At 50.9% G+C, this 13,688-nt stretch carries 11 protein-coding genes; 5 read left to right on the forward strand and 6 right to left on the reverse strand.

The annotated features are described in order from the left end of the window. Window positions 1-118: 118 nt before the first annotated feature. Together nagA and nagB are read right to left on the reverse strand one after the other, a co-directional pair. A complete protein-coding gene (gene nagA, locus R9X49_RS02350) occupies window positions 119-1,264 on the reverse strand; it encodes an N-acetylglucosamine-6-phosphate deacetylase (RefSeq protein WP_319847058.1) in 1,146 nt (381 codons plus the stop codon). Between the two features lie 19 nt (window positions 1,265-1,283). Next, window positions 1,284-2,084 carry a glucosamine-6-phosphate deaminase gene (gene nagB / locus R9X49_RS02355; protein ID WP_039544024.1) on the reverse strand — a complete coding sequence of 267 codons (801 nt, stop codon included), beginning with the start codon at window positions 2,082-2,084 and terminating at the stop codon, window positions 1,284-1,286. A gap of 358 nt (window positions 2,085-2,442) precedes the next feature. Here nagB and nagE point away from each other — a divergent pair, with 358 nt between their 5' ends. Together nagE and glnS are read left to right on the forward strand one after the other, a co-directional pair. Then, entirely contained in the window at window positions 2,443-3,939 is a 1,497-nt protein-coding gene (gene nagE / locus R9X49_RS02360) for an N-acetylglucosamine-specific PTS transporter subunit IIBC (RefSeq protein ID WP_319847059.1), read from the forward strand. A gap of 156 nt (window positions 3,940-4,095) precedes the next feature. Beyond that, window positions 4,096-5,754, forward strand: a complete 1,659-nt coding sequence (gene glnS / locus R9X49_RS02365) for a glutamine--tRNA ligase (protein WP_319847060.1) — start codon at window positions 4,096-4,098, stop codon at window positions 5,752-5,754. Window positions 5,755-5,817: 63 nt separating this feature from the next. On the opposite strand, the gene fur is transcribed toward glnS, so the two are convergent. Then, on the reverse strand, window positions 5,818-6,267 hold the full coding sequence (gene fur / locus R9X49_RS02370) for a ferric iron uptake transcriptional regulator (RefSeq protein WP_039356497.1): 450 nt from the start codon (window positions 6,265-6,267) through the stop codon (window positions 5,818-5,820). 329 nt (window positions 6,268-6,596) lie between these two features. Next, window positions 6,597-7,124: a flavodoxin FldA gene (gene fldA, locus R9X49_RS02375; RefSeq protein WP_319847061.1), complete on the reverse strand. Its 528-nt coding sequence runs from the start codon at window positions 7,122-7,124 to the stop codon at window positions 6,597-6,599. 890 nt (window positions 7,125-8,014) lie between these two features. On the opposite strand from fldA, the gene R9X49_RS02380 reads away from it, so the two are divergent. Continuing rightward, entirely contained in the window at window positions 8,015-9,688 is a 1,674-nt protein-coding gene (locus R9X49_RS02380; RefSeq protein WP_319847062.1) for a methyl-accepting chemotaxis protein, read from the forward strand. A 123-nt stretch (window positions 9,689-9,811) separates the two neighbouring features. Here R9X49_RS02380 and ybfE read toward each other — a convergent pair whose 3' ends face one another. Together ybfE and ybfF are read right to left on the reverse strand one after the other, a co-directional pair. Beyond that, a complete protein-coding gene (gene ybfE, locus R9X49_RS02385; protein WP_225087339.1) occupies window positions 9,812-10,093 on the reverse strand; it encodes a LexA regulated protein in 282 nt (93 codons plus the stop codon). Window positions 10,094-10,384: 291 nt separating this feature from the next. Next, the gene (ybfF, locus tag R9X49_RS02390; protein ID WP_319847063.1) at window positions 10,385-11,152 is read right to left on the reverse strand and encodes an esterase; all 768 of its coding nucleotides are present in this window, start codon (window positions 11,150-11,152) and stop codon (window positions 10,385-10,387) included. A 252-nt stretch (window positions 11,153-11,404) separates the two neighbouring features. Here ybfF and seqA point away from each other — a divergent pair, with 252 nt between their 5' ends. Both seqA and pgm read left to right on the forward strand, forming a co-directional pair. Continuing rightward, window positions 11,405-11,944 carry a replication initiation negative regulator SeqA gene (gene seqA, locus R9X49_RS02395; protein ID WP_319847064.1) on the forward strand — a complete coding sequence of 180 codons (540 nt, stop codon included), beginning with the start codon at window positions 11,405-11,407 and terminating at the stop codon, window positions 11,942-11,944. A gap of 47 nt (window positions 11,945-11,991) precedes the next feature. Further along, window positions 11,992-13,635: a phosphoglucomutase (alpha-D-glucose-1,6-bisphosphate-dependent) gene (gene pgm / locus R9X49_RS02400; protein WP_319847065.1), complete on the forward strand. Its 1,644-nt coding sequence runs from the start codon at window positions 11,992-11,994 to the stop codon at window positions 13,633-13,635. Window positions 13,636-13,688: the final 53 nt, after the last annotated feature.

The following is a 13,688-nucleotide window of genomic DNA, read 5'->3' on the forward strand; positions in this document are numbered from 1 at the left end:
GTTACTCGCTTCTTTAGGTATAAACGCAGATATCAATGCGTAGTCTTCGTCAACATGGAGTAAACCTGATCTTGGTTTACCCCACGCATTTCCGCTTTACCTCAAGAGGTTTTTCACTTTATCCCCAAACAGGGTTACCGTTAACAAACGTCTTGAGAATGTGATAATCACGGTCAAAGGCAGTCAGGTTTGCCACTTTACCGCTTTCAATACTGCCTAACTGCTTATCGACGCCGATGGCACGAGCGGGATAGAGCGTCGCCATTCGAATCGCTTCATCCAGTGCGATACCTGCATGCTCGACGCTATTACGCACGGCTTCAATCATGGTCAGTGCTGAACCGCTCAGGGTGCCGTGCTCATCGACACAAATGCCATCACGGTAGTATATGGTTTTACCAGCAAAAATGAATTGGTCAATATCTGCGCCCGCCGGTGCGGTAGCGTCGGTAACCAACACCAGCTTATCGCCCTTGATACGTTTACTGTTGCGAATATTGGCCCAGTCAACGTGTCGCCCATCCGCGATAATACCGCAATAGACTTCCGGGGCATCGTAAATCGCGCCAACCAGTCCAGGTTCACGACCGGTCAGGTACGGCATGGCGTTGAACAGGTGGGTAGCGAAACGAATACCGGCGGCAAAGCCCTGCTTCGCCTGTTCCCAGGTCGCGTTGGAGTGCCCGGCAGAGACGATAATACCCGCCGCCGTTAGCTGACGGATAACCGACGGTTCGACTTCTTCCGGTGCTAGCGTGACTTTTGTAATGGCGTCCGCGTTAGCGCACAGAAAGTCGACGAGCTCTTGCGTGGGCTGGCGAATAAAGGCAGGGTCATGTGTGCCTTTCTTTAACACGTTCAACCACGGGCCTTCGAGATGTAGCCCAAGCGCCTGGTGCTTATTCTGTGCCAGCCAGTCTCTCATCACGTTGATACTGTGCTTCATGAAGGCATCGCTGGAGGTAATCAGCGTAGGTAAAAAACTGGTACAGCCTGAACGCTGGTTTGCCTGCTGCATGATCTCCAACGTCTTGACAGAGATCGTGTCCAGCGAGTCGTTGAACTGCACGCCGCCGCAGCCGTTCAACTGGAGATCGATAAACCCCGGAGCGAGGAATGCGCCGCCCAGGTCGTGTTGTTCAATGCCGGCAGGGAGCTCGGCAAGTGGGCAGACTCGCTCGATCAGCCCATCGGCAATCACCACGGCGTGATTATCCAGAATCTGATGGCCGGTGAAAATCCGGCTGTGGGTTAACGCGTACATCATCGACTCCCGCGATCGGTTAGAGGTTCTTCATACTTTCCGTTTCTAACTCACGGAAATATTTAACAGTTTTTACCTTCAGCTCCATCGTTGAAGGCTCGTCGCACACCATGATGGCTTTGGCATGAAGCTGCAGACAGCTGATGGTCCACATATGGTTGACGTTGCCTTCTACCGCAGCCTGTAGCGCCAGCGCCTTGTTGCGCCCGGTCACCAGAATCATCACTTCTTCTGCATCCAGCAATGTACCGACGCCCACGGTCAGGGCAAATTTAGGCACCAGACTGACGTCCCCGCCGAAGAAACGGGAATTGGCGATACGGGTTTCTTCCGTCAACGTTTTAATGCGGGTGCGGGAAGCCAGAGAGGAGGCGGGCTCATTGAAGGCGATATGTCCATCATTGCCCACGCCGCCCATGAAAAGATGAATTTTCCCGTAGGACTTTATTTTCTCTTCATAGCGGCGACATTCTGCTGTGGTGTCTTCTGCGTTGCCGTTCAACAGGTTAATGTTTTCACGCGGAATATCAACGTGATTGAAAAAATTCTGATGCATGAAGGTATGATAGCTTTCTGGATGATCTGTCGGCAGACCGACATATTCATCCATATTGAAGGTGATGACGTGTTTGAAGCTCACCAGTCCCGCCTTGTGCATGGCGACCAGCGATTTGTAGGCCTCCAGCGGTGAACTGCCTGTCGGCAATCCCAGAATAAAAGGGCGATCTGCACTGGGCTTGAAAGCGTTAATTTTCTCAACGATGTGGCGGGCGGCCCATTTTCCGACGTCGGCGGCGGTGGTTAAAGGAATGAGTCTCATCAGCGCTCTCCTGATTTTTAGTGGAATTAAATACGTTATTGCGCAAATCGCGCCAGCTGCGCGTTTTGTCTATGCATTAAAATTAGTCTACTCCGTTTTTTTTAATCTTGAAATAAGTTGGGGTTTTATTCAGGTATAAACTTTTTGTATGCAGTTTTTTGGTGATTTTTATCACATAATTACGGGGTTTAATTTGTGTAGCGAATTATTTTTCTTACACTCCCCCTGAGAACCACCGCTGCCACATTTTTTCGACAATGGCGTTTTTCGACAGCGACGTTCTTCGGCAGTGAAATTTATTGGCAGGTTTGTTTGCCCCACAACATTTCATTACCTCGCAAAGGTAAGAGAGGGAAAAGTGAGTACTCTGAGCTATTTACAAAAAGTCGGTCGGGCATTGATGGTGCCTGTCGCGACGCTGCCTGCTGCCGCTATCCTGATGGGGATAGGTTACTGGATTGATCCGGTTGGCTGGGGAAGCGAGAACGCGTTGGCGGCACTCCTCATCAAATCGGGTGAAGCGATTATCGGGCATATGGCCGTGCTGTTTGCGGTTGGTGTCGCGTACGGTATGTCGAAAGATAAAGATGGCGCGGCGGCATTGACCGGCTTTGTTGGCTATCTGGTGGTGACCACGCTGTGTTCACCAGCCGTTGTCGCCATGATCCAACGGATCCCTGTTGAACAGGTGCCCGCTGCGTTTGGCAAGATTGAAAACCAGTTCATCGGGATTCTGGTCGGTGTGATGTCCGCCGAATTGTATAACCGCTTTAGTCAGGTTGAACTGCCTAAGGCGCTGTCGTTCTTCAGCGGACGCCGTTTGGTCCCGATTCTGGTTTCTTTCCTGATGATTCTGGTGGCGTTCATTTTAATGTACGTCTGGCCGGTGATTTACAATGCGCTGGTGTCGTTCGGCGAACATATTCAACAGCTGGGATCGGTTGGCGCCGGGGTTTATGCCTTCTTTAACCGCTTGCTGATTCCTGTTGGGCTGCACCACGCGCTGAACTCCGTGTTCTGGTTCGATGTCGCGGGCATCAACGATATTCCTAACTTCCTGGCTGGCCAGCAGTCTATTGATTCAGGTAAAGCCGTAGTGGGGATCACCGGACGTTATCAGGCGGGCTTCTTCCCGATTATGATGTTCGGCCTGCCGGGTGCGGCGCTGGCGATTTATCACTGCGCGCGTCCTGAGAACAAAAGCAAAGTGGCTGGGATCATGCTGGCGGCGGCATTTGCCTCCTTCTTCACCGGGATCACCGAGCCGCTGGAGTTCTCATTCATGTTTGTGGCGCCGGTGCTGTATTTCCTGCATGCGTTACTGACGGGTTTTTCCGTCTTTATCGCGGCCAGCATGCATTGGATTGCCGGCTTTGGCTTCAGTGCTGGTCTGGTGGACATGGTGCTATCCTCGCGCAACCCGCTGGCTACCCAGTGGTATATGCTGCTTGCACAGGGGCTGGCATTCTTTGTCATTTACTACGTGGTGTTCCGTTTTACCATCACGCGCTTCAACCTGTTAACGCCGGGGCGTGAGCTGGCCGTGAGCGGTAGCGAAGCTGATGGATATGACGTGAGTACCGCATCCGCGAGCGAGAAATCAGGCGATGCAGCGTCACTGGCGCGGGGTTACTTGCAGGCGCTGGGTGGGAAAGACAATTTGCTCGGTATTGATGCCTGTATCACGCGTCTGCGTTTGAACGTGGCGGATTCCTCTCTGGTTGATGATGCACAGGCGAAGCGTCTAGGTGCGGCGGGCGTTATTCGTCTGAATAAGCAAAGCGTACAGATTGTCGTGGGCACACAGGCTGAATCGATAGCGAACGCACTGAAAGCAGAGCACAGCAAGGCGTAATATAACGACGCTATGCTGATGAAATTGATAGGGCGAGATGGCAATCTTGCCCTTTTTTTTCGTTATGAATAATTAAATGAAACTAACGGTTGTTTCCCAGCGTAGCTTGTTGGATCATTGTCGGTTATACGTCGTTTTAGCATTGAGGAATGAAGAATGAGTGAGGCTGAAGCCCGCCCAACCAACTTTATCCGTCAGATTATCGATGAAGATCTGGCGTCCGGTAAGCATGACCATATTCAGACGCGTTTCCCGCCAGAGCCGAATGGCTATCTGCATATTGGGCATGCAAAATCTATTTGCCTGAATTTTGGTATCGCGCGTGACTATCAGGGGCAATGCAACCTGCGTTTTGACGACACCAACCCGGTAAAAGAAGATATCGAGTACGTTGAGTCGATCAAACGTGATGTCGAGTGGCTGGGCTTTTCATGGAGCGGCGACGTTCGCTATTCTTCTGATTATTTCGATCAACTGCATGCGTATGCGGTTGAGCTGATCGGTAAAGGGCTGGCTTACGTCGATGAACTGACGCCCGAGCAGATCCGTGAATACCGCGGTACGTTGACGGCGCCGGGCAAAAACAGCCCTTACCGCGACCGTACCGTGCAGGAAAACCTGGCGCTGTTTGAAAAAATGCGTAACGGCGGGTTTGCGGAAGGCACGGCATGCCTGCGTGCAAAAATCGATATGGCATCGTCCTTTATCGTGATGCGCGATCCGGTGCTGTACCGTATTAAATTTGCCGATCACCACCAGACGGGTAACAAGTGGTGCATCTACCCGATGTATGACTTCACCCACTGCATCTCCGATGCGCTGGAAGGGATCACGCATTCACTGTGTACGCTGGAATTCCAGGATAACCGCCGCCTGTACGACTGGGTGTTGGACAACATTACGATTCCTTGCCATCCGCGTCAGTACGAATTCTCCCGCCTCAATCTCGAATACGCGATTATGTCCAAGCGTAAGCTGAATCAGCTGGTTGTGGAAAACGTCGTTGAAGGATGGGACGATCCGCGTATGCCGACCATCTCTGGTCTGCGCCGTCGTGGTTATAGCGCAGCTTCTATCCGTGAATTCTGTGTGCGCATCGGCGTCACGAAGCAGGATAACAACGTGGAAATGGCCGCGCTTGAATCCTGTATCCGCGACGATCTGAATGAGAACGCCCCGCGTGCGATGGCGGTACTGGATCCGGTCAAAGTGGTGATCGAGAATCTGCCAGCCGGGCACGAAGAATTTGTCGCGATGCCAAACCATCCGAACAAGCCGGAAATGGGTTCACGTCAGGTCGCATTCAGCCGTGAGATTTATATCGATCGCGCTGACTTCCGTGAAGAAGCCAACAAACAGTACAAGCGCTTGGTGCTGGGTAAAGAAGTTCGTCTGCGTAATGCCTATGTGATCAAAGCAGATCGCATTGAAAAAGATGAGCAGGGCACCATCACCACGGTTTACTGTAGCTATGATGCAGAGACGCTGAGCAAAGATCCGTCTGATGGACGTAAAGTAAAAGGCGTGATTCACTGGGTTTCTGCGGCACACGCTGTACCTGCAGAATTCCGTTTGTACGATCGTCTGTTCAGTGTGGCGAACCCGGGTGCGGCAGAAGATTTCCTGTCGACGATTAACCCAGACTCACTGAAGATTACGCAAGGTTTTGTAGAAGCGAGCCTGGCACAGGCAGAAGCAGAGAAGGCGTATCAGTTTGAGCGCGAAGGTTACTTCTGTGCTGACCGCGTTTACTCCAGTGCAGAACATCTGGTGTTTAACCGTACGGTTGGACTGCGAGATACCTGGGTAGGCTAACGCCACCGGGAAGAAGACAAAAATAAAACCGCCTCGGCGGTTTTATTTTTTTATGCGGTCGATTTATCGTGTGGAATCGTGCAGGGTTTCATCCTCTCGGCAATCCCCTTCACTGCAATGCCCATAGAGATACAGACTGTGGTTGGATAGCTTGATGCCGTGTCTTTCTGCGATCTCACGCTGACGTGCTTCGATAGACTCATCGCGGAATTCAATGACTTTGCCACAGTCGAGGCAAATTAAGTGATCGTGATGATGCTGCTGCGTCAATTCAAAGACGGATTTGCCGCCTTCGAAGTTATGACGGGTTACGATACCCGCATCATCAAACTGGTTGAGTACGCGATAGACGGTAGCAAGACCAATCTCTTCGCCCATATCAATCAGTTTCTTATATAAATCTTCCGCACTGACGTGATGGCAGACAGGGTCCTGTAACACTTCCAGTATTTTCAGTCTTGGAAGAGTGACTTTCAGGCCGGCCTTCTTTAATGCGGTATTGTTGTCAGTCATGCGGGTTTAATCCTGTTGCTTACTTATCAATGGAGGCTGCCTAGCCTATGACATCGGTCGGCTCAAAAAATGCAAAAGCGTCTCAATTATAGAACCGCGCATACAAAATGAAAACAAGGGAATGTTAACAATATTGTCCCCATTCACACTATTGGTATACAACGCAATTCGTTGTTGATGAATGAGGAAATGATGATGCACATACAAAGCCGATGGGATTATTGTACAGGTTTACTGATAGAAGTTAAAAAAATGTATCAATTATTATGAAAGGTTTTACCTATCAATGCTGTTTCGGCTCTGATAGGGATTATCAGAGCCGAAATGGCTTAGCCAACCAGTTCTTTCAGGTTCAGCTCATCGCTGATCTGTTTTACCCAAGCGGTTACGCGTTCGCTGGTCAGTTCAGGCTGACGGTCTTCATCGATAGCCAGACCGATGAAGTGATTGTCGTCGGCGAGTCCTTTAGAGGCTTCAAAGTAATAGCCCTCTGTTGGCCAGTGGCCAACAATCGTCGCGCCGCGAGGTTCGATAATGTCACGGATGGTGCCCATGGCATCACAGAAGTATTCTGCATAGTCTTCCTGATCGCCGCAACCAAACAGGGCAACCAGTTTTCCTTCGAAATCAACTTCTTCCAGCGAGGGGAAGAAGTCATCCCAATCGCACTGAGCTTCACCGTAATACCAGGTTGGAATACCCAGCAGCAGAATATCGAAACCTTCGAGGTCTTCTTTGCTGCTTTTGGCGATGTCATGAACATCTGCAACGTTGGTGCCTAACTGCTGTTGGATCGTTTTGGCGATGTTTTCAGTGTTGCCAGTATCACTGCCAAAGAATATTCCGATGAGTGCCATGAATTGAATAACCTCTTGATTCCTAATGGTATGGTGTAATGTTTCACCCACTTATCCGTTAATAATAACAGACACTCACATCAGGAGAAACTCGTATCGGTAAGGATGCGTAAATCAAAGGCGTATGAAATGTGGAGGGTAGTAAAAGAAACGAAATGCATCTCTGCCGACGCTAAATTCCCCATAATGAATAGGGATTATGTTATCGTCTGGGATTAAACGCACATTTCCTTAATATCTTGGTGGATATTTATTTATAACAATGTTTCATTTTTTATGAATGCGCTTTTTATTTTTACAACTAATTCCGATTGTAATTAAAAGCAGACTTCTTTTTGTAAGAAATAAAAGTCACCTCACGGTACGTTACTATTCATGAGAATTAAAATGCATACAAAAGATAATGTTTTTATCGAATTGAAAACCTGTAACATTTCTCGGGAATATTCCTAATGAATGGAAATAAGAATTATAACCATTTACAGACAAGACGATGAAAATACAGAAGGGAAAGGTTTTAATCTTTTGATGTTAAAGAATAAAGTGAAAATTCAGCGTAAATTGCCTTGCCCACTGACAGCATGCTGATGCCAACGCACACGGGGCGCGGGCGGTAGCGCTTTTGATGATAACTCTCTGATTAAAGGCCTTATATCTATAAAAACAGGTAAATTCATTCTCAATATGAAAAATTATATTAATAAATATAGCGAGAACGCTAAATATTCTCTGTGTTTAGCCGATGAGTTAGCGTGGTTTTTGAGTTTTCAACTCGGTGAAATGTGAACGCTAGGGAGAAGTGACCTGTTTCATGGTGTGAATTTTCTGATTCATATCGGTTGATTAGCGATAAAAATCTTTTTAACCATTTTCCTGATTTGGAGTGAGCTATGAGACTTATAAAAAATATTGCCATCAGAACCGCTATGCTATGGGTACTGGGCATTTTTTGTGTCCTTTGGGGTGGCGTATCGATATATACCATGTTCTCTTTTAAAGAGATGACGGCGACCTCGAAAACCAGCACCTTGCTGGTTCAGAACATGAACTTTATCAACCAGGGCAACGATCAATACTTCCGTATGGTAACCCGTCTGGCGCGTGCAGTTGACGCTCGCCGCAGCGGTGATAATACCACTGCAGATAAAGAGCAGGCTTCTGCGCTCGTCGCGCTGGATAAACTGAAGTCTGATTTGGTGGCGTTTAATGCTATCGATCATGCGGGTCTGGATGCCGCGCTGGTGCAGGCCGTCAGCCGTGACTGGAACAATCTGGTTACTCAGGGCGTTGAGCCGCTTTACCAAAAGGCCGTTGCCAACGCGCTGGATGATTACCAAAATCAGGCCAAGAACGTTGTGCCGCCATTGAGTCGCCAATTTGGCGCGTCCTTATCCGCATTCAGTAACGCCAGCGCAGAGAAATTCGATGCGGCGGGCGTTCGTTTTGAACAAATCACCACGATTGGACAGAACATTTTGCTGAGCGGATTGGTTATCGGCCTGATTATGCTGTTCCTGACTGACCGTTATCTGGTTGTGTGCCTGGTTCGTCCATTAAATGACCTGCGCTATCACTTTAGCGTGATAGCTTCTGGCCATCTGGGCAAGCCAATTCTGGACTTCGGCAATAACTGTGTCGGTCGCCTGTTCCCACTACTGCGTGAAATGCAGGGGAGTCTGGCCAGCACGGTTAGCACGATCAGAAACAGCACGGATTCCATCTATCAGGGCGCTTCTGAAATTGCTGCGGGCAACAACGATCTGTCTTCACGTACCGAAGAGCAGGCTTCCGCGCTGGAAGAAACTGCGGCAAGCATGGAGCAACTGACGGCGACGGTGAAACAGAATGCCGAAAACGCCAACCACGCTAGCCAACTGGCGTTGCAAGCTTCGACAACGGCGAAGAAGGGCGGTGAAATCGTTGAAAACGTGGTGAAAACCATGGCGGAAATCTCTGGCAGTTCGAGAAAAATCGCAGAAATCACCACCGTGATTAACGGCATCGCTTTCCAGACCAACATTCTGGCGTTGAACGCGGCGGTAGAAGCCGCGCGTGCAGGCGAGCAAGGGCGTGGATTCGCCGTGGTGGCGGGCGAAGTACGCAGTCTGGCACAGCGCAGTGCGCAGGCCGCTAAAGAGATCGAAGGGCTGATTTCTGAGTCTGTTCGCTGTGTTGATACAGGTTCCAACCTGGTTAGCGATGCCGGTGACACCATGCAGGATATCGTCCGTGCGGTGACCAACGTGACGGATATTATGGGTGAAATTGCGTCGGCATCGGAAGAGCAGAGCAAAGGGATTGCACAGGTTGGTCAGGCCGTGGCGGAAATGGACAGCGTAACGCAACAAAACGCCGCGTTGGTTGAACAGGCCTCGTCGGCAGCCTTGTCGCTGGAAGAGCAGGCGGCGTTGCTGAACCAGACGGTGTCGCTGTTCCAGCTGTCTGACACGCAGTCAGCGCTGCAAGTGGCAGCAAAGCCGGTGCAGAAAGCACAGGCGGTTGCGCCGCGTGCGGCTGCAGCTAAAGCGTTGCCACCCAGCAACGACAACTGGGAAAAGTTCTGACGCTGGTTTTCATCAGAAAAACAGTGTGTTAGTCAGAAAAGAGTGTGCTGTTTAATTTCGGGTGAATGTTCAGGCGGCGTCAGAAATGGCGCCGCACAAGATGTGAATATCGTATTACGTCAATCAGGACTGTTGTTCTGCCAGCTGCGCCAACAGCATCTCTTCAATCAATTCACTGCGGCTGATGTTCCGCTCTTCAGCAAGGCTGTTCAGGATATCAACGGCGTCGCTGTTAATCTTTAATTCAACACGGCGCAAGCCACGAACTTTATCGCGACGTAGCTGATTACGCTTGTTAATTCTTAGTTGTTCGTCACGCGAGAGCGGGTTGGTCTTGGGGCGGCCCGGACGACGCTCGTCTGCGAACAGATCCAGTGTGGTGCGATCCGTTTGTTCTTTTGCCATAAGTAATGATACTGCAAGGTATTCGGACCAAAATACACGGTGCTGTCCATCTTGTTCTACAGATAAAAGCGATGCTGATTATCACCCTGCAACAAAGGTTGCCAGGATGCGGTTTGCTATCTGTGAAACATGTCGGGAAGTTATGCGTGCATTTTGATGAAGTGGTTACAATGCTTGTGGCTGAATCAGCCGTCCCTCTACTGCGAGCGCCATCATACCCTAGCCGCACTGGCGGCGACAACGGTTAACTGCCGCCGTTATCATGAATCCGCCAGTGTCAGTGTCGTCTGGTTAATTCGTGTCCAGAAAACGGTGGATAGCGCGCAAAACCGCATCGGGTTTTTCTGAGTGAACCCAGTGACCTGCTCCGCTGACTACATGCGCACGCGCCGCCGGGAACTGACGCAATAGTGAGTCGCGATAGCGATCGTCCAGATAAGGAGAATCGCCGCCGCGAATGAATAGGATAGGGCCTTGCCAGGCGGGAACATCCTGCCAGCCAACGATGTTTTCGTACTCATCCCACAACACCGGTACGTTAAAACGCCACTCTCCCTGTTGGAAGGATTTCAGCAAAAACTGAATCACGCCTTCTTCCTTTATATGCTGACGCATTAACGCGGTAGCTTCTGAGCGCGAGGTCAGGCCTGCTTCCGTCACGGCGCGCAGCGCGGCAAAAATAGTGTCGTGGCGGCGTACCTGATAATCCACCGGTGCGATATCAATCGCGACCAGCTTGTCCAACCGTTCGGGAATGAGCGCGCTGAGTGCCATCGCGACTTTCCCGCCCATTGAATGCCCAATCACGATAGCGCGTTCGATGTTCAGTTCATCCAACAACGCCAGTACGTCCTGCGCCATCGCGGGGTAATTCATCTGCGGCGAACGCGGCGACAAACCATGATTGCGTAAATCGATTTGCAGGATGTCGTGCGTGTTTTGCAAATCTCGGCCCAATACGCCAAGGTTATCCAGCGTGCCAAACAGGCCATGAATCAGGACGACAGGGAGTTTATCTGTGGGTTGGTGCGCATTTTGCCAGCGATGATTCAATTTCATGGTGAAGTTCATTCAGAGAGACATGGGCTTAGGGTATCATGACTTTAGAATCAATGTTGTCGCTGAAGAGATGTGAAAGGCATTGGGGCATAGTCTGACTTTTGCTATTGTCCCATTATGCCGCTGTTCGATAATATTTGAACGCCTGTATAATCCTTTTGATTTGAGTCATCTACCCATAGATGCCGGGTTACAGAAGGGAAACGTCTCTGTAATTTGCGCGATTTTGGGTAAAAACAGCACTGGATAAAGATGAAAACTATTGAAGTCGACGAAGAGCTTTATCGTTATATTGCCAGCCACACACAGCATATCGGTGAGAGCGCATCGGATATTTTACGGCGCATGCTGAAATTTACCGCTGGGCAGCCTGTTACCACGCCTGCGGTAGAGGCTGTTGCAACAACAGCGACGTCTCAGCCTGCCGCTGCACCGAGCCCACGCGATCGGGTACGAACCTTGCGTGAGCTGCTGCTGTCGGATGAATACGCTGAACAGAATAAGGCCATCAATCGCTTTATGCTGGTTCTGTCCACGCTGTATACCTTATCGCCGCAGGAGTTTGCTGCTGCGACAGAATCTCTTCATGGCCGCACGCGGGTCTATTTCGCGGGTGACCAGCAAACATTGCTTCAGCATGGCACACACACCAAGCCCAAACATATTCCGGGTACGCCATACTGGGTGATTACCAACACGAACACCGGTCGTAAACGTAGCATGGTTGAGCACATCATGCTGACGATGCAGTTCCCAACGGAACTGACAGAGAAAGTGTGCGGCACCATCTAATTATATATCAACCACTTATCTAACTACAGCGTTAGGGAGAAGCGCCAATGGCTAATCACCCAAGGGCCGGACAGCCTGCCCGGCAGAGCGATTTGATTAATGTGGCACAGTTAACGTCACAATATTATGTGCTGCAGCCGGAAGTCGGCAACACAGCGCATGCGGTGAAATTTGGTACATCTGGCCATCGCGGCAGCGCGGGGCGCCATAGCTTTAATGAACTGCACATTCTGGCGATCGCACAGGCGATTGCTGAAGAGCGTAAAAAGCAAGGCATCAGCGGCCCGTGCTATGTCGGTAAAGATACTCACGCGCTCTCCGAACCTGCGTTTATCTCCGTGCTTGAGGTGCTGGCTGCCAACGGCGTCGATGTGATCGTGCAGTTGGATAATGGTTTTACCCCAACGCCTGCGGTGTCTAACGCCATTCTGGTTCACAACCGTCAGGGTGGTGCGCTGGCGGACGGTATTGTAATCACGCCGTCCCACAACCCGCCGGAAGATGGCGGCATTAAATATAATCCGCCGAACGGTGGCCCGGCAGATACCAATCTCACTAGCGTGATTGAGAAGCGCGCAAATGCCTTGCTGGCAGATGAACTGCGTGACGTGAAACGTATTACGCTGGATCAGGCGTGGAAAAGCGGACATGTCCACGAGCAGGATCTGGTTCAGCCGTATGTAGAAGGGCTGGCTAGCGTGGTGGACATGGCGGCGATTCAACGCGCCGGTCTGAAACTGGGCGTCGATCCGCTGGGTGGTTCCGGCATTGCCTACTGGCAGCGTATTGCCGAGCACTACAAGCTGGATCTGACGCTGGTGAACGATGCGGTCGATCAGACATTCCGCTTTATGTCGCTGGATCACGATGGCGTGATTCGTATGGACTGCTCGTCAGAATTCGCCATGGCTGGGCTGCTGGCGCTGCGTGATAAATTCGATTTGGCGTTTGCCAACGATCCTGATTATGACCGCCACGGTATCGTCACCCCTTCCGGGCTGATGAACCCGAACCACTATCTGGCGGTGGCGATCAACTATCTGTTCCAGCATCGTCCACAGTGGGGACAGTCTGTTGCTGTCGGCAAAACGCTGGTATCCAGTGCGATGATCGATCGCGTCGTGGCAGATTTGGGCCGTAAGCTGGTGGAAGTACCGGTTGGCTTCAAATGGTTCGTTGACGGGTTGTATGACGGCAGCTTTGGCTTCGGCGGTGAAGAGAGTGCGGGGGCGTCCTTCCTGCGCTTTGATGGTACGCCGTGGTCGACGGACAAAGACGGCATCATCCTGTGTCTGCTGGCGGCGGAAATTACGGCCGTGACGGGTAAAAACCCACAGCAGCATTATGATGAGCTGGCACAGCGCTTTGGCGCGCCGAGCTACAACCGTATTCAGGCCTCTGCGACGCATGCACAGAAAGCCGTACTGTCCAAGCTGTCGCCTGAGCAGGTATCGGCCAGCACGCTGGCAGGCGATCCGATTACTGCGCGCCTGACCGCTGCGCCGGGCAACGGGGCATCGATTGGCGGCCTGAAAGTGATGACGGAGAACGGCTGGTTTGCCGCGCGTCCTTCCGGCACGGAAGAGGCCTACAAAATCTACTGTGAAAGTTTCCTCGGGGTGGAACACCGCGAGCGCATCGAGAAAGAAGCGGTAGAAATTGTCAGTGCGGTACTCGCAACGGCTAAATAAGTGAAAAGGCGCTGCTTGCAGCGCCTTTTTTAATCTTGTACGAACAGAAAACG

The sequence above is a fragment of the Pectobacterium carotovorum genome, from assembly GCF_033898505.1.
In the GTDB taxonomy this organism is placed as follows: Bacteria; Pseudomonadota; Gammaproteobacteria; order Enterobacterales; family Enterobacteriaceae; genus Pectobacterium; species Pectobacterium carotovorum_J.

Coding starts and splice junctions, on each gene's coding strand:
- R9X49_RS02380 (WP_319847062.1), top strand. CDS start 8,015: ATGAGACTTATAAAAAATATTGCCATCAGAACCGCTATGCTATGGGTA.
- ybfF (WP_319847063.1), bottom strand. CDS start 11,152: ATGAAATTGAATCATCGCTGGCAAAATGCGCACCAACCCACAGATAAA.
- pgm (WP_319847065.1), top strand. CDS start 11,992: ATGGCTAATCACCCAAGGGCCGGACAGCCTGCCCGGCAGAGCGATTTG.
- fur (WP_039356497.1), bottom strand. CDS start 6,267: ATGACTGACAACAATACCGCATTAAAGAAGGCCGGCCTGAAAGTCACT.
- seqA (WP_319847064.1), top strand. CDS start 11,405: ATGAAAACTATTGAAGTCGACGAAGAGCTTTATCGTTATATTGCCAGC.
- nagB (WP_039544024.1), bottom strand. CDS start 2,084: ATGAGACTCATTCCTTTAACCACCGCCGCCGACGTCGGAAAATGGGCC.
- fldA (WP_319847061.1), bottom strand. CDS start 7,124: ATGGCACTCATCGGAATATTCTTTGGCAGTGATACTGGCAACACTGAA.
- glnS (WP_319847060.1), top strand. CDS start 4,096: ATGAGTGAGGCTGAAGCCCGCCCAACCAACTTTATCCGTCAGATTATC.
- nagA (WP_319847058.1), bottom strand. CDS start 1,264: ATGTACGCGTTAACCCACAGCCGGATTTTCACCGGCCATCAGATTCTG.
- ybfE (WP_225087339.1), bottom strand. CDS start 10,093: ATGGCAAAAGAACAAACGGATCGCACCACACTGGATCTGTTCGCAGAC.